At 34.9% G+C, this 25278-nt stretch carries 25 protein-coding genes; 12 read left to right on the top strand and 13 right to left on the bottom strand.

Annotation, left to right across the window (positions count from 1 at the left end; all coding sequences use genetic code 11):
* The first annotated feature begins 376 nt into the window (after positions 1 to 376).
* The 7 genes from ileS to trpS all read left to right on the top strand — a co-directional run bounded on the left by ileS (position 377) and on the right by trpS (position 7193).
* Positions 377 to 3775, top strand: coding sequence for an isoleucine--tRNA ligase (gene ileS, locus K0U91_RS07815; RefSeq protein ID WP_220179004.1), 3399 nt, complete (start codon positions 377 to 379; stop codon positions 3773 to 3775).
* A 59-nt stretch (positions 3776 to 3834) separates the two neighbouring features.
* Positions 3835 to 4215, top strand: a complete 381-nt coding sequence (locus tag K0U91_RS07810) for a TraR/DksA family transcriptional regulator (protein ID WP_219969624.1) — start codon at positions 3835 to 3837, stop codon at positions 4213 to 4215.
* Between the two features lie 85 nt (positions 4216 to 4300).
* Complete coding sequence (locus K0U91_RS07805) at positions 4301 to 4546, top strand: DUF6576 domain-containing protein (RefSeq protein WP_219969625.1); 246 nt, start codon at positions 4301 to 4303, stop codon at positions 4544 to 4546.
* Between the two features lie 58 nt (positions 4547 to 4604).
* Positions 4605 to 4802 carry a DUF2683 family protein gene (locus K0U91_RS07800; RefSeq protein ID WP_219969626.1) on the top strand — a complete coding sequence of 66 codons (198 nt, stop codon included), beginning with the start codon at positions 4605 to 4607 and terminating at the stop codon, positions 4800 to 4802.
* A complete protein-coding gene (locus K0U91_RS07795; protein WP_220179003.1) occupies positions 4802 to 5440 on the top strand; it encodes a lipoprotein signal peptidase in 639 nt (212 codons plus the stop codon). Before K0U91_RS07800 ends, K0U91_RS07795 begins: the two co-directional genes overlap by 1 nt.
* Positions 5441 to 5482: 42 nt before the next feature.
* Entirely contained in the window at positions 5483 to 6127 is a 645-nt protein-coding gene (locus tag K0U91_RS07790) for a SanA/YdcF family protein (protein WP_220179002.1), read from the top strand.
* Between the two features lie 97 nt (positions 6128 to 6224).
* Complete coding sequence (gene trpS / locus K0U91_RS07785; protein WP_220179001.1) at positions 6225 to 7193, top strand: tryptophan--tRNA ligase; 969 nt, start codon at positions 6225 to 6227, stop codon at positions 7191 to 7193.
* Positions 7194 to 7294: 101 nt separating this feature from the next.
* Here trpS and K0U91_RS07780 read toward each other — a convergent pair whose 3' ends face one another.
* From K0U91_RS07780 to K0U91_RS07755, 6 genes are all read right to left on the bottom strand, one after another.
* Positions 7295 to 7759 (bottom strand): hypothetical protein, encoded by a 465-nt coding sequence (locus K0U91_RS07780; protein WP_220179000.1) that lies wholly within the window; start codon positions 7757 to 7759, stop codon positions 7295 to 7297.
* Complete coding sequence (locus K0U91_RS07775; protein ID WP_220178999.1) at positions 7759 to 8454, bottom strand: YjjG family noncanonical pyrimidine nucleotidase; 696 nt, start codon at positions 8452 to 8454, stop codon at positions 7759 to 7761. Before K0U91_RS07775 ends, K0U91_RS07780 begins: the two co-directional genes overlap by 1 nt.
* 198 nt (positions 8455 to 8652) lie before the next feature.
* Positions 8653 to 9240 (bottom strand): RNA polymerase sigma factor, encoded by a 588-nt coding sequence (locus K0U91_RS07770; RefSeq protein WP_219969632.1) that lies wholly within the window; start codon positions 9238 to 9240, stop codon positions 8653 to 8655.
* A 187-nt stretch (positions 9241 to 9427) separates the two neighbouring features.
* Complete coding sequence (locus tag K0U91_RS07765) at positions 9428 to 9919, bottom strand: hypothetical protein (protein WP_220178998.1); 492 nt, start codon at positions 9917 to 9919, stop codon at positions 9428 to 9430.
* A gap of 81 nt (positions 9920 to 10000) precedes the next feature.
* Positions 10001 to 11281 carry a methionine adenosyltransferase gene (metK, locus tag K0U91_RS07760; RefSeq protein ID WP_219969634.1) on the bottom strand — a complete coding sequence of 427 codons (1281 nt, stop codon included), beginning with the start codon at positions 11279 to 11281 and terminating at the stop codon, positions 10001 to 10003.
* 231 nt (positions 11282 to 11512) lie between these two features.
* Positions 11513 to 12463, bottom strand: coding sequence for a LysR substrate-binding domain-containing protein (locus K0U91_RS07755; protein WP_219969635.1), 951 nt, complete (start codon positions 12461 to 12463; stop codon positions 11513 to 11515).
* A gap of 128 nt (positions 12464 to 12591) precedes the next feature.
* On the opposite strand from K0U91_RS07755, the gene K0U91_RS07750 reads away from it, so the two are divergent.
* The 5 genes from K0U91_RS07750 (at position 12592) to K0U91_RS07730 (ending at position 16857) form a co-directional block, all read left to right on the top strand.
* The gene (locus tag K0U91_RS07750) at positions 12592 to 14079 is read left to right on the top strand and encodes a catalase (protein ID WP_220178997.1); all 1488 of its coding nucleotides are present in this window, start codon (positions 12592 to 12594) and stop codon (positions 14077 to 14079) included.
* A 100-nt stretch (positions 14080 to 14179) separates the two neighbouring features.
* On the top strand, positions 14180 to 14947 hold the full coding sequence (locus K0U91_RS07745; protein WP_219969637.1) for an enoyl-CoA hydratase-related protein: 768 nt from the start codon (positions 14180 to 14182) through the stop codon (positions 14945 to 14947).
* A 32-nt stretch (positions 14948 to 14979) separates the two neighbouring features.
* Complete coding sequence (locus tag K0U91_RS07740; RefSeq protein WP_219969638.1) at positions 14980 to 15411, top strand: deoxycytidylate deaminase; 432 nt, start codon at positions 14980 to 14982, stop codon at positions 15409 to 15411.
* A 16-nt stretch (positions 15412 to 15427) separates the two neighbouring features.
* Positions 15428 to 16345, top strand: coding sequence for a site-specific tyrosine recombinase XerD (xerD, locus tag K0U91_RS07735; RefSeq protein WP_220178996.1), 918 nt, complete (start codon positions 15428 to 15430; stop codon positions 16343 to 16345).
* Positions 16342 to 16857, top strand: coding sequence for an NUDIX hydrolase (locus tag K0U91_RS07730; protein ID WP_219969640.1), 516 nt, complete (start codon positions 16342 to 16344; stop codon positions 16855 to 16857). Before xerD ends, K0U91_RS07730 begins: the two co-directional genes overlap by 4 nt.
* Before the next feature lie 53 nt (positions 16858 to 16910).
* Here K0U91_RS07730 and K0U91_RS07725 read toward each other — a convergent pair whose 3' ends face one another.
* The 7 genes from K0U91_RS07725 to K0U91_RS07695 all read right to left on the bottom strand — a co-directional run bounded on the left by K0U91_RS07725 (position 16911) and on the right by K0U91_RS07695 (position 25055).
* On the bottom strand, positions 16911 to 17369 hold the full coding sequence (locus K0U91_RS07725) for a heme-binding domain-containing protein (protein ID WP_220178995.1): 459 nt from the start codon (positions 17367 to 17369) through the stop codon (positions 16911 to 16913).
* Positions 17369 to 19129, bottom strand: coding sequence for an Ig-like domain-containing domain (locus K0U91_RS07720; RefSeq protein ID WP_220178994.1), 1761 nt, complete (start codon positions 19127 to 19129; stop codon positions 17369 to 17371). The genes K0U91_RS07725 and K0U91_RS07720 overlap by 1 nt, the downstream gene beginning before the upstream one ends.
* Positions 19130 to 19154: 25 nt before the next feature.
* Positions 19155 to 20417: a serine hydrolase domain-containing protein gene (locus tag K0U91_RS07715; RefSeq protein ID WP_220178993.1), complete on the bottom strand. Its 1263-nt coding sequence runs from the start codon at positions 20415 to 20417 to the stop codon at positions 19155 to 19157.
* A 93-nt stretch (positions 20418 to 20510) separates the two neighbouring features.
* The gene (locus tag K0U91_RS07710) at positions 20511 to 21464 is read right to left on the bottom strand and encodes a 2-hydroxyacid dehydrogenase (protein WP_220178992.1); all 954 of its coding nucleotides are present in this window, start codon (positions 21462 to 21464) and stop codon (positions 20511 to 20513) included.
* Positions 21465 to 21488: 24 nt separating this feature from the next.
* Complete coding sequence (locus K0U91_RS07705; RefSeq protein WP_219969645.1) at positions 21489 to 22010, bottom strand: acyl-CoA thioesterase; 522 nt, start codon at positions 22008 to 22010, stop codon at positions 21489 to 21491.
* Entirely contained in the window at positions 21998 to 22762 is a 765-nt protein-coding gene (locus K0U91_RS07700) for an HU domain-containing protein (RefSeq protein WP_220178991.1), read from the bottom strand. Before K0U91_RS07700 ends, K0U91_RS07705 begins: the two co-directional genes overlap by 13 nt.
* A 190-nt stretch (positions 22763 to 22952) precedes the next feature.
* Entirely contained in the window at positions 22953 to 25055 is a 2103-nt protein-coding gene (locus tag K0U91_RS07695) for a TonB-dependent receptor (protein ID WP_220178990.1), read from the bottom strand.
* Between the last annotated feature and the right edge of the window lie 223 nt (positions 25056 to 25278).

The raw sequence follows: 25278 nt of genomic DNA, 5'->3' as shown, positions 1-25278 counted from the left end.
ATTTAGATTACAAATTTATTTAAATTAAAATTAAAAGTCGGATGTGAAATTTTGTTCCCGCAGATTGCACAGATTTTCACAGATGATCTTTTTAGATTAAATTAAAAATCTGCGAGAGTAAAGTAAGTTTTGGCTAAAGCCAATTATATATCCATATTGAAAGCGGGCTAAAGCCCGCTCCTATTGATGAAAATCACAGATTTTATTAGTAAGACAATTTGAAAATTTACATTTAACCATTTACAACTCACTTTCAAAAACGCTTCAATTTTCGCAAACTTTTCAATAATCCGAATCAAAATAAAACATATATTATAAACCGACAAAAATCACTAAATTTGCCAACTTGATTAATCATCACAATTGATAAATTACAATGAGCCAATTTAAAGAATATAAAAACCTCAACCTGATAGACGTAGCCGAGAATGTTGCGGAATTTTGGAAAGCCAATAAAACCTTTGAAAAAAGTGTGGAAACCCGTGAAGGAAATCCGGAGTTTGTATTTTATGAAGGTCCGCCTTCAGCAAACGGGATGCCCGGAATTCACCACGTGATGGCAAGAGCGTTAAAAGATATTTTCTGTCGTTATCAGACTCAAAACGGGAAACAGGTTTTCCGTAAAGCGGGTTGGGATACGCACGGACTTCCTGTAGAATTAGGAGTTGAAAAAGAACTCGGAATCACGAAAGAAGATATTGGCAAAAAAATTTCGATTGAAGATTACAACAAAGCCTGTCGTGAAGCGGTAATGCGGTACACCGATGTCTGGAATCATCTGACTGAAAAAATCGGTTATTGGGTTGATCTTGAAGATCCGTATATCACCTACAAATCAAAATATATGGAAACGGTTTGGTGGTTGTTGAAGCAATTGTACAGCAAAGATTTGTTGTATAAAGGCTACACGATCCAGCCGTATTCTCCGAAAGCAGGAACCGGACTTTCTTCTCACGAAGTCAACCAGCCGGGAGCTTACCGTGACGTGACCGACACAACGATTGTCGCACAGTTCAAAACACTTCCAGAAACATTGCCTTCATTTTTACAAGGTTTTGGAGATGTACATTTCTTGGCATGGACCACCACTCCATGGACATTACCTTCAAATACCGCTTTAACAGTTGGACCAAAAATTGATTATGTTTTAGTAAAAACATTCAACCAATATACTTTTGAGCCGATCAACATTGTTTTGGCTAAACCTTTGATTGGAAAGCAGTTCGGAAAAAAATTCATCGAAGGAACCGACGAAGATTTTGCCAATTATACTTCATCAAGCAAAACCATTCCTTTCCAGATTCTTGGGGAATTCAAAGGTTCTGATTTGGTTGGAATAAAATATGAGCAATTATTGCCCTACACTTTACCTTACCAAAATCCGGAAAATGCTTTCAGAGTTATTTCAGGAGATTTTGTTACAACGGAAGACGGTACAGGAATCGTTCATACTGCGCCTACTTTCGGTGCTGATGATGCGAAAGTTGCCAAAGAAGCGACCCCTGAAGTACCGCCAATGTTGGTTTTAAATGAATTTGGGAATCCAGTTCCGTTGGTAAATATGCAAGGAAAGTTTACTTCGCAAATGGGAGATTTCGCAGGTAAATATGTGAAAAACGAATATTACGACGCAGGAACAGCACCAGAAAAATCTGTTGATGTAGAAATCGCCATTCGTTTAAAAGAAGAAAATAAAGCTTTTAAAGTTGAAAAATACGTTCACAGTTACCCACACAGTTGGAGAACTGATGAGCCACTTTTATATTATCCGTTAGATTCTTGGTTCGTGAAAATGACGGCTGTAAAAGATCGTTTGGTAGATTTAAATAAAGAAATCAACTGGAAACCAAAAGCTACAGGAGAAGGCCGTTTTGCTAACTGGCTTGAAAACGTGAATGACTGGAATCTTTCCCGCGCCAGATACTGGGGAATCCCGTTGCCAATCTGGAGAACAGATCCTTCAACAGGTTCAGCACAGGAAGAAATCATCATCGGTTCTGTAGAAGAATTGTATAATGAAATCGAAAAATCAATCAAAGCAGGATTGATGAAAGAAAACCCGTTCAAAGGATTTGAGATCGGAAATATGTCTGAAGAGAACTACTCTTTGGTTGATTTACACAAGAATATCGTTGACAAAATAGTTTTAGTTTCAGAATCAGGAAAAGCAATGATACGCGAAACCGACTTGATCGATGTCTGGTTTGACTCAGGTGCGATGCCGTATGCACAACTGCATTATCCGTTTGAAAATAAAGAATTAATTGACACCAATAAAGCCTTCCCTGCAGATTTCATCGCGGAAGGCGTTGACCAGACCCGTGGTTGGTTTTACACGCTTCATGCGATAGGAACAGCCGTTTTTGATTCTGTTGCTTATAAAAATGTAATGAGTAACGGACTTGTTTTGGACAAAAACGGCCAGAAAATGTCAAAACGATTGGGAAATGCAGTCGATCCATTCGAAACTTTAGCCGTCTATGGACCGGATGCGACACGTTGGTACATGATTTCGAATGCCAATCCTTGGGAAAACCTGAAATTTGATATTGAAGGAATTGATGAAGTACGAAGAAAATTCTTTGGAACACTTTACAACACCTATTCTTTCTTTGCTTTGTACGCCAATGTAGACGGATTCAATTATTCTGAAAAAGACATTGAAAACCGTCCGGAAATTGACAGATGGATTTTATCTGAATTAAATCTTCTCATCAAAGAAGTAAAAGCATTCTACGAAGATTATGAACCGACAAGAGTTGCAAGAGCAATCAGCAATTTTGTGAACGATAATTTGAGTAACTGGTACGTAAGATTGTGCAGAAGACGTTTCTGGAAAGGCGATTATTCTGATGACAAAATTTCTGCTTACCAGACTTTATATACCTGTCTTGAGACTGTTGCCAAATTATCGGCGCCAATCGCTCCGTTCTTCATGGATCAGCTGTATCAGGATTTGAATAATGTGACAACAAAAGAAACATGTGAATCTATTCATTTAACAGATTTTCCTGTTGCCGATGAAAGCTTGATCGATCAGGATCTTGTTGAAAAAACGCATTTGGCACAAAGCATCACGAGCATGGTTTTCTCACTGAGAAAAAAGGAAAATGTAAAAGTGCGTCAACCTTTACAGAAAGTATTGATTCCTGTTTTGGATAAAAAAACTGAAGAACAGATTTTGGCGGTTGCAGAACTAATAAAACAAGAAGTTAATGTTAAAGAATTACAGTTAATTAATGCTGAAGAAGCGTCACATTTAATTGTAAAACAAATAAAACCCAACTTTAAATCTTTAGGTTCAAGACTTGGGAAAGATATGAAAGTGGTTGGTAATGAGATCACTAACCTTACTGTGGAGCAAATTTCATCTTTAGAAAAAGAAGGCAAAATTGAAGTTCAGGGCTATGAAATTACCATGGCTGACGTCGAGATTTCTACAAAAGATATTCCGGGATGGACGGTAACTTCTGATGGTAAAACAACTGTGGCATTAGATTTGAAGATGACTGATGAGTTGAAATCTGAAGGTATTGCAAGAGAATTTATCAACAGAATCCAAAATCTCAGAAAAGATAAAGATTTTGATTTAACTGACAGAATAAGCATCATTTTGGAAGAAAACACACCGTTTTTGGATCAGATTAAGCAAAATGAGGAATATATTTCATCGGAGGTCTTGTCGAATAAAATAGAAATTGTATCTTCACTTTCAAGTTTTAACGAAATTGACATCGATGAACTAAATTTTAAAGTAAATGTTGAAAAAGTTTAATATTTAGTTATTGTTTTTTCAAAACCCATTTCATAATTTTATTAAAAAAGAAAAAGACCATGCAAGACGAAAGAGTAAGATACAACGACTCTGATTTACAAGAATTTAAGAAGTTAATCAAAAATAAGATAGAGAAAGCTGAAAAAGATTTGCAGCTGATCAGAGAAAGCTTTATCAATGATCAAAACAACGGAACTGATGATACATCACCTACTTTCAAAGCTTTTGAAGAAGGTGCTGAAACGCTGAGTAAAGAACAGAACTCTATTTTGGCCGGAAGACAGGAGAAGTTTGTAAGAGATTTGAAAAATGCTTTAATCAGAATTGAAAATAAAACCTACGGTGTTTGCAGGGTTACCGGAAAACTTATCCCAAAAGAAAGGCTTTTGGCAGTTCCGCATGCTACTTTGAGCATTGAAGCTAAAAATATGCAGAGATAATTATTTTTATCTTATTTTTGTAAATAATAATTGGGTTTATATGGTGTTTTACAACATTATATAAACCTAATTTTTAATTATATCTATGAGTGAATATTTGATTTTAGGAATTATCCTTGTGGCAGTTTTGTGGTATTTTAACCGAGATCGGATCAAAAATAGATTCTATCCTGATAAACCAAAGAATCTGACCATTGATCAGAAATTCAATTCAGACAAGCGAGAAAGGGAAAAGGAGATCGACAGACTGCTCGGTAAAATGGGTAAAAACGGAATCAATGACCTGTCTGCAAGAGATAGAAAAAGATTAGACGAACTTTCTAATCATTAACATAAACATCAAGCGTTGCTAAAACTTTTAGCTATAGCTGCGTTTCAAATAAATTAAAATGGAAGCATTAATTGTACACCCCAAAAATCAAATGGAACTGAATGCGCTGAAAAGCGTGATGAAAGATATGGGAATTCGATATGAAAAATTTCACACAAGAGGCGCAAAAACTCAAACTTTTGAACCTCGTACTCCTGCGGTGAAAAAAGATAAGCCTGTAAAAAACTTTAAGGATAAACCAAAGCCGAATTTGTAATGAAAAAGATTGCACTTATTACTTTTCTTATTTTATTTATAGATCAAGCTTCAAAAATCTACGTGAAAACTCACTTCAGTCTAGGCGAAAGTGTTTCTGTATTGCCTTTTTTCAAACTTACTTTTGTAGAAAATCCTGGAATGGCTTACGGTTTTCATTTTGGCGGACTAATTGGAAAATATCTTTTGGTTGTTCTGAGACTTTTTTTAATTGGAGGTATGATTTATCTCTTTAAAAAATGGCTTTCACAGGGTGCTTCCAATTATCTGATCATTCCTATGTCTATTATTTTTGCCGGTGCTATCGGTAATATCATTGACGGAATGTTTTATGGATTAATCTTTGACAGCGGTACTGTTTATGACGAAAGTATCGGCCGATGGATTGATTATGGTGGAGTTTCTAAAATAACGTCTTTTGGCGAAGGTTATTCTAACTTTATGAAAGGCTGTGTAGTTGATATGCTTCATTTTCCTTTAGTTGACTGGAACGTTCCTGAAAGCTGGCCGATTATTGGTGGAAAACACATCGAATTTTTCAAATATATTTTTAATGTTGCCGATTCTGCAATTACTGTGGGAGCTGCGCTCTTACTGATCTTCAGAAAAAAGGCTTTTCCGAATGGGCTTGAATTTTAAAATATTTCATACTTTTAGTAGAGCTTTTCAGTTTCAAAATGTATGAGAAAAATTATAAAAAATATAATCAAAATCTTCCTGCTGCTTTTTGTGGCAGGAATTATTTTTGTCATTTATGCGAACTGGTCTATTGGAAAATACAGCCATGATTTTATCACCAAATACCTCGAAGAAGTTCCAACAAAAAAAACGGGACTACTCCTTGGAACGAGTAAAACGCTCTCTAATGGTTCACCCAATGCTTATTTCGTCAACCGAATTGTGTCTGCTGTAGACTTGTATAAATCCGGAAAAATTCAAAATATTATTGTAAGCGGCGACAATTCTAGAAAAGATTATAATGAACCCGAAGAAATGAAAAACGAACTGATCAAAGCCGGAATTCCCGCCGAGAAAATCTTTGAGGATTTTGCAGGTTTCAGAACTTTAGATTCTGTTATTCGTGCTAAAGAAATTTTCGGACAAAATTCTTACATCATCATTTCACAGCGTTTTCATAACGAACGAGCAGTTTATCTGGCTAGAAAAAATGGAATTGAAGCCTTCGGTTATAATGCTGAAGACGTTAATAAATATACAGGTTTTAAAACCAACGCAAGAGAAAAACTGGCAAGAGCAAAAGTCTTCTGGGATTTTATTTTTGATGTTGAACCGAAATATGGTGGGGAGAAGGTTTTTATAAAATAAGTCAGAGAAAACATTCCTTTGTAGAATCTTAGATCTTTTATACTTTTGTAAACTAATTTTAGAAAATCTAAAATCTAAAATCTAAATTTAAATTTAAATGTCAAGAATTCTTACCGGCATACAGGCCACCGGAACCCCGCATCTTGGAAATCTTTTGGGTGCTATTATTCCTGCAATTGAGCTTTCAAAGCAAACAGGGAATGAATCTTTTTTATTCATTGCAAATCTGCATTCTCTTACACAGATTAAAGATGCAAAAGAATTAAGAAATAACACGTATGAAATTGCTGCAGCGTGGCTTGCCTGCGGATTGGATACCGAAAAAACATTTTTCTACAGACAGAGCGACATCCCCGAAACCTGTGAATTATCTTGGCATTTATCCTGTTTTTTTCCTTATCAAAGATTGACTTTAGCGCATTCATTTAAAGATAAAGCAGATCGCCTGCAGGACGTAAATGCAGGACTGTTTACTTACCCTATTCTGATGGCTGCAGATATTCTTTTGTATGATGCAGAGATCGTTCCTGTAGGGAAAGACCAGCTTCAGCATTTGGAAATTGCCCGTGATGTTGCTTCAAGATTTAATAATCAGATGGGTGAAGTTTTGGTTTTGCCTAAAGCTGAGCTTCAGGAAAATACAAAATACGTTCCCGGAGTAGATGGTCACAAAATGTCTAAATCCAGGGGAAATATCATCAATATATTCTTACCTGAAAAAGAATTGAAAAAGCAGGTAATGAGCATTGAAAGTGACTCCAAATCATTGGAAGAACCTAAAGATCCTTCCACAGATAAAACTTTTGCGATTTATGAATTAATCGCAACACCAGAACAGACAGAAGAATTAAGAGCGAAATATTTAGCCGGGAATTACGGCTACGGTCATGCGAAAAAAGAACTTTTAGATTTAATTCTTGTAAGATTTGAAAAAGAAAGAGAATGGTTTTCTTATTACATGAACAATCTTGATGAGCTGGAAGCTAAACTTCAGGAAGGTGCTTTGAAAACAAGAGCAGTTGCTACGCAGACCATTCATAGAGTAAGAGAAAGTTTGGGAATTTAGTCTGAAAACATTCTCTAATGAATAAAGTTTCGGCGGCACCTTTGGTGCCGCCGAAACTTTTATAAAATAATTCTGTTATTTCGATGATTTTGTTTTTTTATCTAAAATTTTCTTCTTTCTTCTGAAGTCAGATTCATATCATCTAATATTTTATCTTTTGATGGTTTTAATACTAAAAAATAAAGAATCATAATTGCAGAAAGCATGAGAAATGCTAAATTGCTCTCTACCATATAAAGAATGATCCCAAGTAAAGCAGGAGCTTCGATAAATGCTAATTTGGCAATGGTTGCGCCCTGAACTTTAGCTATCTTTTCTCCTATTGAATCGTTGTTGTCAATTTTATTTTTTAAAAAATTATATCCTAAATTACTTCCGAAAACTCCAGTAACCATAACAACCAACATAATTGCCAAAAGCTGATTACTAAGATCAAAATCTAAATTTTTACTAGGATTCATGAGATACATTATACCTCCCATAATGATCATTCCAGCTAATAACGCATTATAGATGAGAGACATCATTTTGAAAAAACTTGCCGGTTCTATATTCTGATTTTTCATTATAAATAATCCTTTATCTGTAAAAGATGCTTAATTGCTTTTAAATTCTCCTGTTGAGGGTTTTCATTAAGAACATCAAAGAAAATAACGTCTATTCCAAAATTTTGTGCACCTACAACATCCGCAATCCAGTCGTCGCCAATCAGAATGCTTTCTTCTTTTTTAGCTTCAGCCAAACTTAATGAATATTGAAAAATAGCAGAATGAGGCTTTCTTATACCTACGGAGTCTGCGCTTGTAATCGTATTAAAATAATGCGCAATTCCGGATAGTATACATTTTCTCTCCGTAACTTCCTGGAAACCGTTTGAAATAATATGCAGCGTGTAATTTTTTGACTTTAAATAATCCAAAATAACATCTGCGCTTTCTACAAGATAATTATAATTAAGAATATGGTCTAAGAAATGTTCTTCAAAAAACATTGATAATTCTAGATCGTCAATTCCGAAATGATTAAAGGTATCGTAAAACCGGTGTTTTCTGAGATATTCTTTATCTATTTCGCCGTCTCTAATCTGCGCCCAAAGCTTTTCGTTGATTTCGTGGTATACAGAATGAAATTCTGAAAAATCAATATTGTATCTTAAAGTAATTTCCTGTTTACTGAAAAGATCTTTGATCGTGAGATAAGCGTTTCTTCGGTGGTCCCAAAGTGTATTGTCTAGGTCAAAAAAAATGTGCTGAATTTTCATACAGCACAAAATTAATGATTAATTTTTTGAAAGTTGATAATGATTATTTTTAATCTTAACCACATCAAGACTTTTTGAATAATTGAGCAAAAAATCGATGGTTTGCTTTTTAGGCTTCAAACATTTCATTTTTAAAGAATCGTTATTTTTCATAGGCGAAAATTGTTTTTTCTTTAAAACGTGAAAGGGTGTGAATTATTATCTTGTCAGAATAATATTATTCTCTTCCATGATTTTTCTTAAGTTGATCAACGCGTATCGAACCCTTCCTAAAGTTGTATTGATGCTCATATCTGTATGATCTGCAATTTCTTTAAAACTTAATCCGTCGAAAAACCTGAGTTTTATCACCTCCTGTTGATTTTCAGGAAGGCACTGCAGCATTTTAAGTAAATCTTCCTGAATTTGGTTGCTTACAAGCTGGTCTTCAATATTCTCTGAGGGTTCTCTGATTAAATCAAAAATAGAGAACTCATCGTTATCGAAAGTTGTTTCAGAAACTTTGATGTTTTTAGATTTTGCTCTGAAATGATCGATAATTAAATTCTGTGCAATTCTTTTCGCCCAAAGAATAAATTTACCTTCTTCATTGTAACGCCCTTCTTTCAGCATAACAATAATCTTGATAAATGTATCCTGGAAAACGTCATTTGCCAAATCTTCGTCATTAATTTTATAAAGAATAAACGAAAAAAGATCTTTTTGATGACGGTGTATTAGGGTTGATAATGCTTCTTCGTCTCCTTTTTGGTAAAGAGAAATTAATAGGCTATCTGTTGATTTCATGACTCTGTTTCTCAGTATTTACCCGCAGACAAAACAGTCTCCCGACATTCTGTCAGGTTTTTTGTTCGCTACAAGTGTATTAGAGTAAAGTCTTATCAATAAGCATTAAATTATGTTGTAAATATAAATAAAATTTTAATAACTGTTAACTAATTATTAAATATTTCAAAGAATTATGCAAAAAAACTTACTTAAACATATCATGTAAGAATGCTGTAGGGATATTTAGTGTGAAATTAACATTCAAGCCTTTTAGTTCTTTTCCGTTTAATCGCGAGTCTGTAATAGAGAATGCATACCCTCCCGTCAGATCTAAAATCCCAAATAATGAAAGGCCAATTTTTGGAGCTACATATTTATTGGTACCTTCAACACCTGCTAAGAAATAATATGAATGTTTAAAGTCTACATTTTTTTCAAAATTTAACAAAACATCTGCATTTACTTTCGGCATGATGGCAAATTCAGAATTGGCAGATCCCATCATTGCAGAAGCTCCTAACCTGTAGATCACATCATCAGTTTTCAGAAAAAGCAATTTTCCTCCTACTTCAGCAAAACTCTGATTTTGATAAACGTATCCTACATTGATCATTTTATGTACGGTCACCTGAGCTTTCGTAAAAACACTCAGAAAACATACACATACTAGTCCCAATATCCAACGAAAATTCTTCATCCTATTTATTTAAAACGTAAATTTAAAAAAAACTGCCTTATCTTATGAAGATAAAGCAGTCTAAATATCTAAAAGAAAAGATTAAATTCCAAAAGCGGATTTTATTTCTTCTACTTTGTCTAATTTTTCCCAGGTGAAAAATTCCAAACCTGTCAATGTCAACTCATTTTTATGACCTTTGTTAAAAGTTTTATCGGCAATAAAATGCTCTCTTCCCATGTGACCGTAAGAAGCTGTCTCTTGATAGATAGGATTTCTTAATTTAAGATTTTGCTCGATTGCGTAAGGTCTTAAATCAAAAATTGTAGAAACTTTTTTAGCAATGTCGCCGTCATTCAAACCGGTTTTTGAAGTTCCGTATGTGTTGATGTACAAACCACATGGCTCAGCAACACCAATTGCATAGGAAACCTGTACCAAAACTTCATCAGCAAGACCTGCAGCTACTAGATTTTTAGCAATATGTCTTGTAGCATATGCAGCACTTCTATCTACTTTTGAAGGATCTTTTCCTGAGAAAGCACCGCCACCGTGAGCACCTTTTCCGCCGTAAGTATCAACGATAATTTTTCTGCCTGTGAGACCTGTATCTCCGTGAGGACCTCCGATCACAAATTTCCCTGTAGGATTGATGTGATATTTGATCTGATCGTTGAATAAAGATTTGATTTCTTCAGTCTGTAAAGCTACAACTCTCGGGATCAAAATATTTTTAATGTCTTCTCTTATTTTATTCAGCATTTCTTCTTCAGCTGCAAAATCGTCATGCTGAGTAGAAACTACAATAGAATCAATTCTTACCGGTCTGTGATCGTCAGAATATTCAATGGTTACCTGGCTTTTTGCATCAGGACGAAGATATTTGATCGCAGAATCTTCTCTCCTGATCGCAGAAAGTTCCTTAAGAATAGTGTGTGCAAGATCCAAAGCTAAAGGCATATAATTAGCCGTTTCATTAGTCGCATACCCAAACATCATTCCCTGATCACCTGCTCCCTGTGCATTTGCTTTGGCTTCAAAAGATTCGTCGTTTACAGCTCTGTCAACACCCTGATTGATATCCGGCGACTGTTCGTGAATTGCAGAAATTACTCCGCAAGAATCACCGTTGAACATATATTCACCTTTCGTATATCCAATTCCGTTGATTACCTCTCTTGCGATCGTCTGTACATCAAGATACGCATCAGATTTCACCTCTCCAGCTAAAACAACCTGACCTGTAGTCACTAATGTTTCACAAGCAACTTTTGAAGCTTTATCATATGCTAAGAAGTTATCGATTAACGCATCGGAAATCTGGTCGGCAATTTTATCTGGGTGCCCTTCTGAAACTGATTCAGACGTAAATAAATAAGACATATTATTCTTGTATTTTTTAGATTAAATGTAGAAGAAAAAATGAATAATTGCCCAGAAAAGCTAAAAAGAATATACTGTTTTAGCATTTTTTTAGAGAGGTTGCAATCAGGTCAAATTTTTCCTCGTTAATAACGTTGGCAAATTTAAGTACTATTTTCTTAATACTCAAAACTTTTATCCGGTAATTATAATTTTCTTGAAATTAATGATTTATATCAATATTAAGAAGGACTACTGAGGCTTAATGCTCACGTAATCTTTAGAATTTTTATTAAAATTCAGCTTTTCTGAAAGAGAATTCTTAATAAAAGTTCCTAATTCATCGATGATTTTTTGTTTAAAAGTAGGTTTGTAATAAATAATGCTGATCTCTCTGTAAGGAAATGGTTTTTTAAATCTAAAAACTTTACTTTTCTGCTCTTCAGATAATTGATTTAAAGCCAGTTCCGGTAAAATACTGATTCCACCTACTTTATCAACCATATGAACTAAAGTCTGAATATTAGACGCCAGAAATTCAAGATTTTTAGGCTTTAATCGGTTTTCTTTGAGATGACAGATGTTTTCAAACTGATTTCTCAAGCAGTTTCCTTCTTCCAGAAGCCATACCTTTTCTACATTCAACTCATCAGGAACAATAAACGTGTTTTTTTTATTGGCTTCGGTATCAGAACTATAGATCATCAGCTCTTCGTTGAACAGAAAATCATGATAGAATTCGTTGGCATTATCATATGGTGTAGAAATGATTCCTGCATCCAATTCTCCTGATTTTAATGCTTTAATAATATTATCGGTAGTCATTTCCTTTACATTCATCAGAATCTTTGGATTCTCTTCCAGGAAGTGAAAAATTTCAGTAGGTAGGATGAATGATGAAACCGTTGGGATAATTCCCAAATTGATGGTTCCGCCTAAAATATTATTTAATAAATTTGCCTTGTTTTTAAGCTCGTTGACGGCTTCAATAATAACTTTCGCCTGATCAATAATTTGCAATCCCACATCAGTGGTACGAATAGGGTGGGTAGTTCTGTCAAAAACTTTTACATCCAGCTCATCTTCAAACTTCTGTATCATCGCACTCAAAGTAGGCTGGGTTATAAAACAAGCCTGAGCAGCTTTACCAAAATGTTTGTACTTATCGACAGCGATAAGATATTCCAATTGCTGAATGTTCATTTGATTAATATTATCTATTACAAAGATATGACGTTTTTGGCACAACCAATTAAAAATTTCTACTAAATTTGATAAATATTAGCAGATAAAAGCTTTTAAAAACTAAAAAATAAATAAAAATTAATTCAATGGATTCTAAAAAATTAACATCGGGCAGCGGTGCCCCATATTTTGAGCATCAGGATTCTCAAACTGTCGGTGCAAGAGGTCCGGTTTTATTACAGGATTTCATTTTGCAGGAAAATCTCGCCCATTTTGTGAGAGAAAGAATTCCTGAAAGAATTGTGCATGCAAAAGGAAGCGGAGCATATGGAAAGTTTACGGTTACACATGACATTTCACAATATACAAAGGCAAAATTATTTTCGCAGGTAGGAAATTCATGCAAGATGTTTGCCCGCTTTTCTACCGTTGGCGGTGAAAAAGGAAGCGCAGATACAGCGAGAGACCCCCGCGGATTTGCTTTAAAATTCTACACAGAAGACGGAAATTGGGATCTGGTGGGTAACAACACACCGGTTTTCTTTATCAAGGATGCTAAAAAATTCCCCGATTTTATTCATACCCAAAAAAGAGTTCCTAAAACCAATCTAAAAAGTGCTACGATGATGTGGGATTTCTGGAGTTTAAATCCGGAATCACTTCACCAGGTCCTGATTTTAATGTCTGACAGAGGCACACCTTACGGATACAGACATATGCACGGATTTGGATCTCATACTTTCTCAATGATCAACGAAAACAATGAAAGAACATGGGTTAAATTTCATTTTAAAACCAAACAAGGAATTAAAAATTTCAGCAATGAAGACGCTACAAAGATGGCCGGTGAAAACCCGGATTTTGCTCAGGAAGATCTTTGCAATGCAATTGAAAACGGAGATTTCCCAAAATGGACCATGTATATTCAGGTAATGACCGAAGATCAGGCAAGAGAATTCAGATGGAATCCTTTTGATATCACCAAAGTATGGTTCCAAGGTGATTTTCCTTTAATTGAAGTCGGAGAAATGGAATTGAATGAGATTCCAAATAACTTTTTTGCTCATGTAGAACAATCAATCTTCTCACCAAGTAACTTAATCAACGGCATCAGCTTTTCACCGGATAAAATGCTTCAGGGAAGATTATTCTCTTATCCTGACGCTCATAGATACAGAGTTGGCGTGAATGCACATCAGCTCGAAGTAAACAGATGCCCTTTCGCAGTAAATAATTATCAGAGAGACGGTTTTATGGCAGATTCAAGTGAATATCAGGATAAGCCCAACTATCATCCAAATAGTTTTGATGATATCAAACCTGATTCATCCTACAAAAACTTCGAGTATGAATTAGATAGTAATCACGTCGCCAACTACAACCGTAACGAAAATGATGATGATCATTACACGCAACCGGGATTATTATATACCAAAGCGATGAATCAGGTAGATAGAGATCACCTCGTTCAAAATATTGTAGACCACATGAGCGGAATTGACGGTCCTAAAAGAGACGAAATAATCAACCGACAGCTGTGCCATTTTTTCAGAGCAAATATCGAATTGGGTATGAAAGTAGCATCGGGTTTGACAATTAATATCGATTCAAATATGATGAATCATTTAAAGTAAATTTTTAAAAAATAAACTAAAAAGGGAAAAAAATATTTTTTTTCCCTTTTTTATGCAAATTTTTTTTTAATTTGCAGGTTATTAAAGATATAGACGGTAAATGAGTTACGAGAATATAATAATAAACACGGAAGACAGGATTGCAATCATCACAATTAACAGACCTGAAAGTCTAAATGCACTTAATGCACAGACAATAATAGAAATCAGTTCTGCGTTAGATAAGCTAGGGTCTGATCGTGAAGTACGAGTTATTATATTGACAGGAAGTGGAGAAAAATCCTTTGTAGCAGGAGCCGACATCAAAGAATTCAGTGATTTTAATCGGGAAAAAGCTGAAGAGTTAGCAAGAAAAGGCCACAGTTTTCTTTTTAATAAAATTGAAAATTTATCTAAGCCAGTAATTGCTGCGATAAATGGTTTTGCGTTAGGAGGAGGTTTAGAATTGGCAATGTCTTGCCATATCAGATATGCATCAGAAAATGCTAAACTTGGTCTTCCGGAAGTCACCTTAGGATTAATTCCCGGATATGGAGGTACGCAAAGACTTCCAAAATTGGTAGGAAAAGGATTAGCAAATGAGATGATTTTCTCAGCTAAAATGATTTCTGCACAAAAAGCAAAAGAAATAGGCCTGGTAAATGAAGTTTACCCAATTGAAGAATTGTTAACAAAAACAAAAGAGTTAGCTAAGATCATAGCAAACAATTCTCCAATGGCAATTTCTAAAGCAATACATGCCACCAATCTATCTGACACAGATGAAGGCTTTGAAACCGAGATCAAATATTTCGGAGAGCTTTTTGAAATGGACGATAAAAAAGAAGGAGTTTCAGCTTTCATTGAAAAAAGAAAGCCTAACTTCTAAATATCATATCACAAATTATTTCGAAAAAACGGATGCAGGAGTATAATAAGTTTGACAAAGCTTATCTTAAAATGGCCCTCGAATGGGCAAAACTTTCCTACTGTGAAAGGAAACAAGTAGGAGCTCTTATCGTAAAAGATAGGATGATTATTTCAGATGGTTATAATGGCACTCCCTCTGGATCAGAAAACTGCTGTGAAGACGAAAACGGGCAAACTCACTGGTACGTCCTGCACGCAGAAGCAAATGCGATTTTAAAACTAGCCGGATCAACGCAATCAGCAAGAGGAGCAACTTTATATCTTACGCTCTCACCCTGTAAAGATTGCAGTAAGCTGATACTACAGGCAGGAATTGAAAAACTCGTGTTCATCAATGCTTATTCTGATAATGAAGGAATATCATTTTTAAAAAAACACGGAATTGAAATAATACAGGTTTCCGAGAATGAATTAAAAATTTAAAAAAAAACACAACACAATGACTTGGGATGAAAAAATTAAAGATTTCGAAATGTTTCTAAGGTTTGAGAGAAATTTTTCAGAAAACACACTCGACGCTTACGTGCGCGACATCAAAAAACTAAAAGATTACGCAGAGGAAGATCTTGATAATGTAGGACCAGATGTAATTGCCTACGAAAATCTTCAAGAGTATATCTTCACTCTTTCTAAACAAAAATTCAGCGAAAGATCACAAGCGAGATGGATTTCATCTATAAAAGCATTTTTCAGATTCCTTCTGGAAGATGAGATTCGTGATGATAATCCTTCAGCATTACTGGAAGGCCCGAAATTAGGTCTGTATCTTCCGGATACTTTAAGTCTTTCTGATATCACTAAAATTATCGATGCCATAGACCAAAATTCAGATCTTGGCAAAAGAAATCACTGCATTATTGAAGTCTTATATGGATGCGGATTGCGCGTGTCTGAACTGATTGATATCAAAATATCTAATATCAATTTTAAAGAAAATTATATCAAGATAGTTGGTAAAGGAAACAAAACCCGTTTTGTACCTTTAGCTGAATATACCGCAGATTTACTTTTAGCTTATATAAAAGAAGTGCGTTCTTCGATAAAAATAAATAAAAAATATGAAGACACTTTGTTTCTGAATAGCAGAGGCACATCAATGTCTAGAGTAATTGTATTTATTATCATTAAAGAACTTACAGACAAAGCCGGAGTAAGCAAAAAAATATCGCCACATACATTCAGGCATTCGTTTGCGACCCATCTTTTGCAGAATGGTGCAGATCTTCGTTTTATTCAGGAAATGCTGGGACATTCAAGCATTACCACAACTGAAGTTTATACCCATCTGAAAACCGAAGAGCTTCGTGATGTAATCTTAACATTCCATCCGAGAAATAAGGCTAAAATTATTGAATGAAAATATTGAAATTTTGTCCAAGTTGCGGCAAAGAATCATTGAATTGGGACGGCGAAAAAAAATGGAGCTGTCCCAATTGCAATTTCAGGTTATACAATAATGTTGCAGGCGCCGTTGCAGTAGTAATCCGCTGTGGTGATGAAATATATCTTACGAGAAGAAATCAGGAACCTAAAAAGGGAAAGCTTGATCTTGCAGGCGGTTTTGTAGATCCAAAAGAAAGCGCAGAAAAAACATGTAAACGAGAACTTTTTGAGGAACTGCAGCTTGAAATAAATGTTGAAAACCTAAAGTATCTCACCAGTCTGCCCAATATTTATCAATACAAAGAAATTGATTACAATACCATTGATTTATTTTTTGAATACCGTGTTTCAGAAAAATTTGAGGTGAAAATCGAACTTTCAGAAATATCAGAAGTTCAATGGATTCCAGTTAAAGAAATGAATTTGGATGAACTTGCTTTTGATTCGCAAAAAATATTTTTTAAAGAATATTTAAAAACATTTTAAGTTATTATATTCAATTCCCAAGCATTTTATAATGTTTGGGAATTTATTTATATCTAATAAGATTTAGATTTCAAAATTTCTTTAAAATAATTACTCAAAACACCCCTTTCCACATCGGTTAAATTGGCATCTTCGTGATAAATAATATACGCCGGCAATGGCATCGATTTATTCTCAAGAGTCTGTACCGTTTTTGTAAGCATACTTTCTTTTAAATCTTTATTGTAGCTATTCCACAAAGAAAAATTAAGATGTTCCCTACCTTCGTTAACGTGATCTTTCACAGACCATGAAAAAGGGGCGATATAAGCGTACTTCGGATATACTGTCTCATTTGAATGACAGTCATAACAAGCGTTCTTTAGTAAAGTCACAACTTTCGGCGGTGATTTTTTTACATCAATAAAATTGACTTTCTTATCAATGGGCTTATTGGTTTTGTCGGTTGGTACAAACTGAATCAATGCAAAGGACACCAGAACCCAGAAAATTATTTTTTTAAACGTTTTCATTATCGGGTTAATGGGCGGGGTGTTTCATTCAATCTTGTACGGTTGCTGTTACCTGGTGTAATATTGTTCTTATTGATGTTTGTTGGTATTTGCTCCTCATCCTTTGTTGCAGGTTTTGTTGCTTTAATTCCGTCAAAAACCCTTTTATCATTTAAATCCCAATCTTCTTTAGATTCCCAGAGAGGTCTTGCGATCACCATTTTATAGTAAAGGTAGGAGTCTTCTGCAAAAGTCTGATTTACAAAATCAGCTTCATCCCAATGCTTATTACCATTATTATCAACTAATATTTTTACAATGTATTCACCCGGTTTTACAACATTAAACACAACCGTGCTTCCACTCGTATACTTTTGATAAACCGCTTTTTCAGAAGCATCGAGTAGCTGAATCCAATATTTTGAAGATGGGGCATTAGTCAAATTAAATGTTAAACTTCCATAGTTTTCAATTTTATCAGCTTCAAAATCAAACCTTTTTGACTGCGTGCTTTTAGCATAGAAAGAAGAAACTGTTTCTTTCGGAATTGTCAACTGATATTTTTTTCCTGCAATAAAGTCTGAACTGATCAATATCTGATAAGGATTTGTCTCTGAAATTTTTGCTGTAAAATTTTGAGTTGTTAAGCTGTCGCTTTTTAAAACCCATTTTTCCGGATTAATCTTATCAACAAAATAGTTAGACGTAATTTTAAAATCTGTATTGGGAGGAAGCATATTTCCGCCGTTATCACTGTTGATATCCATCGCGTTTTTAGCATTGTACTTATAAAAAACAGAAGTGGAGTCTTTTTTACCGTCAGCTTCATAGCCGAATTTAAGATTTTCGGTTACCGTCTGACCCACATTGCTTTTCACGGCATCAAACCAAATCTTCACAGAATCTGATTTTGGGGTATGTGTTACTTTAATATCCTGCAGTTTCTCGTTTTTAGAAAAGACTTTAACATCGGTAGGATTTCCTTCAAAAGCCATCAGAATACCACCGGGAAACTCTTTCAATTCAGGCTTTTTAAAAGGTCTTTTTGTGGGATATAATTTTATATTCAAACCGGAAATTGATTTTTCAATATTCACGGTGTCTTTTCTGAAACCTATTTTTTCTTTGCCGGCATCGAAGATTGAGTTTTCATTCTCATCATCAAATGCTACAATTTTATACTTTCCGGGTGAGAGATAATTGAGCTCAAAATAGCCATCATCATCAACTCTTGTTATATAATAAGGCTTCTGCCTGTAATTGATGGTATCTTTTAGTTGGTACAATCCTACCACCATCTTATTTTCGCTGCTATTTTCTTTTTTTATGGCTAAAGCATCTTTCACATCACCACTTACGTACAGATCATCCAGTTTTTCTCCAGTAGAAAAAGCAAAATTAAAATATCTTAAAACATTAGACTCACTATTGTCAACGATGGCATTTCCGAAGTTAAAATTGTAGGTGGTATTGGCCTGAAGCGTATCTGTCCATTGAATAATCAGATATCTATTGGCAATATTGGAAGGCAGGATTCTTTTGATATTCTTGATTGGCGGGGAGATAATTAAGTTTTTGTTGATATCTTTCAGTGTGATATATTCATCAAAATCAATCCGCAGTTCTTTGATATCTGTTTTTACATTTACACGGGTTGTATCAATATTTGAACTTAAAAATTTCGGTGCTAAAGTATCCTTCGGACCTCCAACTGGTGAGCCTACTCTTGCACACGAATGCGCAAGAATACCGATAATGAATAAGAGAAGAAATCTTTTCATGAATATATTTAAGCAAAAATAAACATTATTCTCCAAAAACCTCGGTTCCGGTTTTTAATGTATCTTTATTATCATTCATGATATGATTAAGCTTATCTTTCTGAGGTGGAAAATCTTCAAACAGTCCCGAAAGTGCTAATGCAGAATATACTTTTCCCGAATATTTATTGCCAATTGCAACGATCGTCACTTTTGATTTTAAAAGGTGGGCAAAAACAGAGTTTGTACCATGCCACCAACCGTTATGATACGTTAATTTCTCACCGTTATCAAAAATTTTCATCCTGAATCCTAATCCGTAATTATTCTGTCCTGCTTTTTCATTACTGTAGGGTGCAAAAACCATCTGCATCAATTCAGGCTTCAAAAAATCTTTTGAATACATGGCTTTAGAGAAACTGAAAAGATCTCTTGGGGTTGTGTATACATTTTTATCTCCGTAAATCAGGTCTAAACGGTCTAAAGGATAAAGTCTATTCCCACCATAATAAAAAGACTGCGCTGCCGTAATGACGTCTTTCTCCTGAAAAATAAAACTATTTTTCATTTTTAACGGTGTGAAAATCATTTCCTGCATTGCTTGAGGAAAAGGAGTTTTCGTTACTTTCTCGATTAGCAAGGCCAAAAGAGCAAAGTTGGTATTACAGTACATAAAACCCGTGTCGGTATCTCTTGCCAATTCGGGTTTATATTTGATAATCATATTCAGAATATCATGATTGGTGATGTACTTTTTTGACAGTTCTGCCGGAGCCGGTTGAATTTTTGTTATAAAATATTCGTACTTAGGAAGTCCGCTTCTTTGATCTAATAAAGTCTGGACAGTAACATTCGGATAAGGAAATCCCGGAAAAAACTGTGTTAAATGATCTGATAATTTTATTTTTCCTGCCTCTACCAGTTTCAGCATTGCCATTGCTGTTAATGTTTTAGAAACTGATGCAACATGCAAAGGTGTGTTTTTATCAATTGGCATCTGCTTACCTTCTCTTCCAAAACCTCTGTAGTTTTCAAACAAAATATCGTTCCCTTTTGCAACTAAGAGTCCGCCACTGAGATCACTTCCCTCCCATACTTTTTTATAATATTGGTCTATATAATTAATGATAAAATCTTTATTTGAAAGAATACCGTCTTGTGGTGAAAACACTTTCCCCAGATCTACATTACTGTAATTTGGAAGATCTGTACTATTCTCTGTGAGAAAATCTTTGTTTTCAGATTTGTTTTTACAGGAAAAAAAGAATAAAAATAAGGTTGCAACGAGTACAAAAGTAAACTTCTTCATGGGTTTCAAAAATGAGTGGCAATTTAATAAAACTCAAAATGAATCCTGAAAAAAGTGTTCAAATTATGAATTATTTAACATAATTACAGACAATTAATGTGAGAACGAAGCCACAATTTTATCAACAATTACCTGTGCCAGTTTTTCTTTGCTCTGATGTGTCCAACCTGCTATATGCGGTGTTACAATGGCTTTTTCTGAGTTTAAAAGATATTGTAGAACTCCATTTTCACTTGTGTTAAGCGAAGTTGCGGCATCCAGATTTTCAAAAGATGCTTTTTCGTATTCTAAAACATCCAAACAAGCACCTTTGATCTTCCCGGATTTTAAAGCTTCAACAAGACTTCTTGTATCAACATTCTTTCCTCTTGCGGTATTGACCAAATAGAAGTCATTTTTCATCTCAGAAATAAATTCAGCATCTACTAAATAATTTGTTGAATCCGTCAAAGGAATATGCAGACTCAAAACCTCAGCCTTATCTTTTAATTCTTCTAATGAAACCTGCGTTGCAAATTCATCAGAAAGATTTGCAAGAATATCATGAAAAATCACTTTACAACCAAAACCCGAAAGTCTTTTTGCAGTAGCCTTTCCCATGTTTCCATAACCGATAATGCCAACTGTTTTTCCTAATAATTCATCACCACGGTTTTCTTCACGTAGCCAGATTCCGTTTTTTACTTCGTTGGACGCGATGAAAAGTCGGTTCATTAAAATCAGAAGCATTCCGACAACATGTTCTGCCACAGAATCTCTATTTCCTTCCGGAGAATTAATTAATTGAATCCCCAACTTTTCAGCAATAGGAATATCAATATTTTCCATTCCGGCTCCTACTCTTGCGATGAATTTCAGATTTTTTGCTTTTTCTAAAAAGTTTTTATCTAATGGAATTCTGCTTCTAATAATAACTCCCTCATACTCTTCAATTTTTTCGCAAACTTCATTATAAGAAGATGTAAAATCTGTATCCAAAATAAAATTTTTGGCTAAAAGCTGCTCAGTGATGAGCGGATGATTTTTATCTAAAAGGAGAATCTTCATACAACAGAATGCTTATGCTATATTTTAAGAAGGATCCTGAAAAAGCTTTTTAAGCTCCACAGAGTCGGATGGCTTCATTCTTCCTGAAAGAATCAACGAAAGTTCTTTTCTTCGTAAAGCAGCGTCAAACCTTTCAATTTCAAGCTCTGTTTCCGGCTCCATCTGAGGAATGGGAATAGGCCTGTTGAATTCATCTACCGCTACGAAAGTGTAAATTCCTTTATTGGTCTGTATTTTTTTATGATTGATGGGATCGTCTAGCCATACATCCACATAAATCTCCATTGAAGTAGAAAATGCCCGAGAAACTTTAGATTCCATCACAACGATACCTCCTTCCGGAATGGGGTGGTCAAATGAAACATGGTTTACAGATGCCGTTACCACTCTTCTTTCACAATGTCTAGTTGCTGAGATGGACGCACAACGATCCATTCTTGCAAGCAATTCTCCTCCGAAAAGGTTTCTTAGCTGATTGGTATCATTGGGAAGCACGATATTGGTCATAATCGTAAGAGATTCTGACGCTTTTTTTATTTTTGCCATCTTGATTTTCTTTTTTTGTACTTGGGTTTCCAGGTTTTCACAGCTTTTTTGCTGATAGAGTCTTTTCGTAAAGAATCTATTTTAAAAGCTTTCACAGAGTCTGCTCTTTTCAATTGTGCAGAATCTATTTTTACAGGAATTTTCTCTTCGATTCTTTTCGTTTTTGTCTTTGCAGAAAGAGAATCGAAAGATTTGTTTCCAAAAATAAGTTCCTGCTGTGTGTATGCCAAGTAGAGCATTCCTAGTACCGGAACGATAAAAAGGAAAATCCAAAGTATTGATTTGTTGAATTGATAATCTTGTTCATTATTTTGAGGACTTTCTAAAGTTTCTCCGCGGTTGATGTCTGAAAAATGAATCTCTTCTAACCCATAAAAATCAGGATGATCAGATTCCAGTCGGTTTCCTTTAAAATGAAGCTGCCCGTCTTCGATAAAAATTGTCCCGAGATTCTGAATTTCCAGAACCTGCTCGGCCTGAAGTTTTTTCTTCCAAAAATCGGTCTGAATCTGCAATTCATTATCTGCCGCTTCTTTTGAAATTGCCTTCTGATTGCTTATAAACCTCGCCAAATCATCAGAAAAAACCTGATAATCTGAGTGAAATGCAATTTTTGTGGACGGCGGAAGAATACTTCCGTTTTCTGAGTTGATGACTGCTTTAGAATTTTCCAGAGAAAATACTCCAAAGTTCGGTACTGTAACAGTCCGAAATTGTTTCAGATAGTCTAAAATGTAAGCTGAAATATTCATTTGACGGCAAATTTATAACTTTTTCATGACTTTTTCAGAGATTTGTTTTCTGTTAAATTTAATTTTAAAAAAGAAACTTTTGGAACTCAATTACAGCGATTTAAACAAAAAAAAGACTGCCGAAGCAGCCTCCCAAAATTTAATCTGAACTTTACTAAAATATAATGATATGAATTGGTGTTTATGTTAATTACTGGATTTTCCAGCTGATCCCAAACATAAAGTTGGTTCCTGCCTGAGAAAAATAGATGGGTCCATCGTAAACGTAACCATTATTGACATATTTCTGATTAAAAATATTGTTGACCAAAAGTTTTAACGCAACATCGTGTTTTGCTATTTTAAAATCATATTGTGCATTAAAGTCAGTCAGAAAATAATCATCAAGCTGCAAATCCTGAGTTTCTGTATTGTCTAAATACTGCTTCCCTACAAACTGATTCATCAAAGACAACTGGAAATTTTTGGTTGGATTAAATTTAAGACTCAGATTAGCAACTAAGTTTGGAGAAAAAGAAATTTCAGTATTTCCTAATTCGGTAATTCCTGTTTCGTTTTCAATTCTGAAATCAAGATTTCTATTTTGACTCACGCTTACATTTCCTGAGATTTCCCATTGTTTTGAAAGTTTTGCCAAAGCACCAATCTCAACTCCTCTTCTGTAGCTCTTCCCGGAATTGGTTCTGATAAATTCTCCAATATTGCTGATTTGCCCGTTGAGAACCAACTGATTCAGATAATACATATAATAAAGATTAGCCGTGAAAGCAATTTTCCCAAACTGCTTTTCTATTCCCGCCTCAAAATCATGCAGTTTTTCCGATTGTACATCCGGATTTGCAATCAAGTCATCACGATTCGGCTCGCGCTGGGCATGAGCATAAGAAACGAACACTTTTCCGTTGCCCAATTTGTAGTTCACACCAGCTTTTGGATTAAAAAATAGCCAGTTTTTATCTAAATCTGCACCTTCACTATCTCCTTCCATTAATATTTTAGTATCATAATCGATATTTCTCAACTGTAAATCTCCAAAGAATTCGAAATCATTTACTTTAACTAGAGCTTTAGCAAAACCTGCCATTTCGTTTTTCACAGAACGGTTTCTGTAATATTCGTGGGTGTCAATCTGAGGAATAAAAACTCCGGTCACATTACCGTAATGTCTTCCATAATATTGATTTCCAACCACTCCAAAATTTAAATCTACATTTTCAAATTTTCCGTATAGTGTAGAAACAATTCCGAAGAAATCATTATTCAGCCATTTTTTTCTGATAAAATCTGAATACTCTTCACCATTAAAATCAGGCAAATTGTATCTTGCGTAAGGATCTCCCTGCTTGTAGTTTTCGTAATATCCTCTTCCTTTTGTGTAGTGCAAAGTGGTTTCTAAACTCCATCTTTCATTCAGCCCTTGTTCCCAAAGTAATTGATAATGGTTTTGTCTGTAATTATCGGTTTCGTTATCATAAAATCCAACAACATTTTCCCAGTTTGCATCATAAATCGCTCCTGAAATATTGTATGTAGGATTTGTTTCCCATGTTTTTCTGTCGACTCCATTCCATGCCTGGTAGGTTTTTTCTTTTCCGCCAAAAGCCATTAGACGAAGTTTGGTTTTTCCTTCTTCAAACAGAGCTGTAAAATTGTATGAATTTAAATCGGAAAAAGCACGGTCTATATATCCGTCAGAATGAATATGAGTATATCTTCCCATCACAGAAAGGCGGTTTTTCCAGAATTTCCCGGAACCTACCTCAGCCGAATATTTGTAGGTATTGAATGATCCGTAACTGTCATCAGTTTTTAGGTAAAACTTTTCTTCCGGTTCCTTTGAAATTACATTGATGCTTGCTCCAAAAGCAGAAACCCCGGTATTGGAAGTTCCAACCCCTCTTTGAATCACAATCTGTGATGCTGAGCTGGTTAAATCCGGAACATTGACAAAAAAAGTTCCCTGGCTTTCAGAATCATTGAACGGAACACCATTCATCATGACATTAATTCCTCTTCCGGCAACTCCACGGATTCTGAAACCTGTGTAACCTACACCGTTTCCAGCATCGGAAGTTGAGATAATTGAAGTTTGATTTTTTAAGAGAATCGGTAAATCCTGTCCGAGATTTCGGCTGTCAAGATCTTTCTGTACATTGATGATTTCTTTGGCTACGGGAAGCCGCCTGGTAAAGTTGACAGCTTCGATTTCTCTGATTTTCAGAGAATCTGCATTCTGCGTTTGCGCAAAACTTAAAGAACTTACAGTAAGTCCTAAAAAAAATAATCCTTTCATTCTTATAAATTTTAAAATTTAATGGAATAAAAGGGGCGATTATAATGAATAATGAGTAATTGATGATGTGTAATAATTTAAGAATTACCTATTCTAATTACTGATTGCTCATTCTTTAACTTCCCTAAACAGCATTACCCGTTCCAGGTTCATCGGGTATAATCTCAGCCCCCACTGGAGCACCCCTTTAATTTCAGCGCGAAATTACAAAAATTTAATCACC

Source organism: Chryseobacterium sp. LJ668, assembly GCF_019613955.1.
In the GTDB taxonomy this organism is placed as follows: Bacteria; Bacteroidota; Bacteroidia; order Flavobacteriales; family Weeksellaceae; genus Chryseobacterium.
Note: the sequence above shows the minus strand (reverse complement) of the source record. Positions and strands in the feature narration are given on the sequence as shown.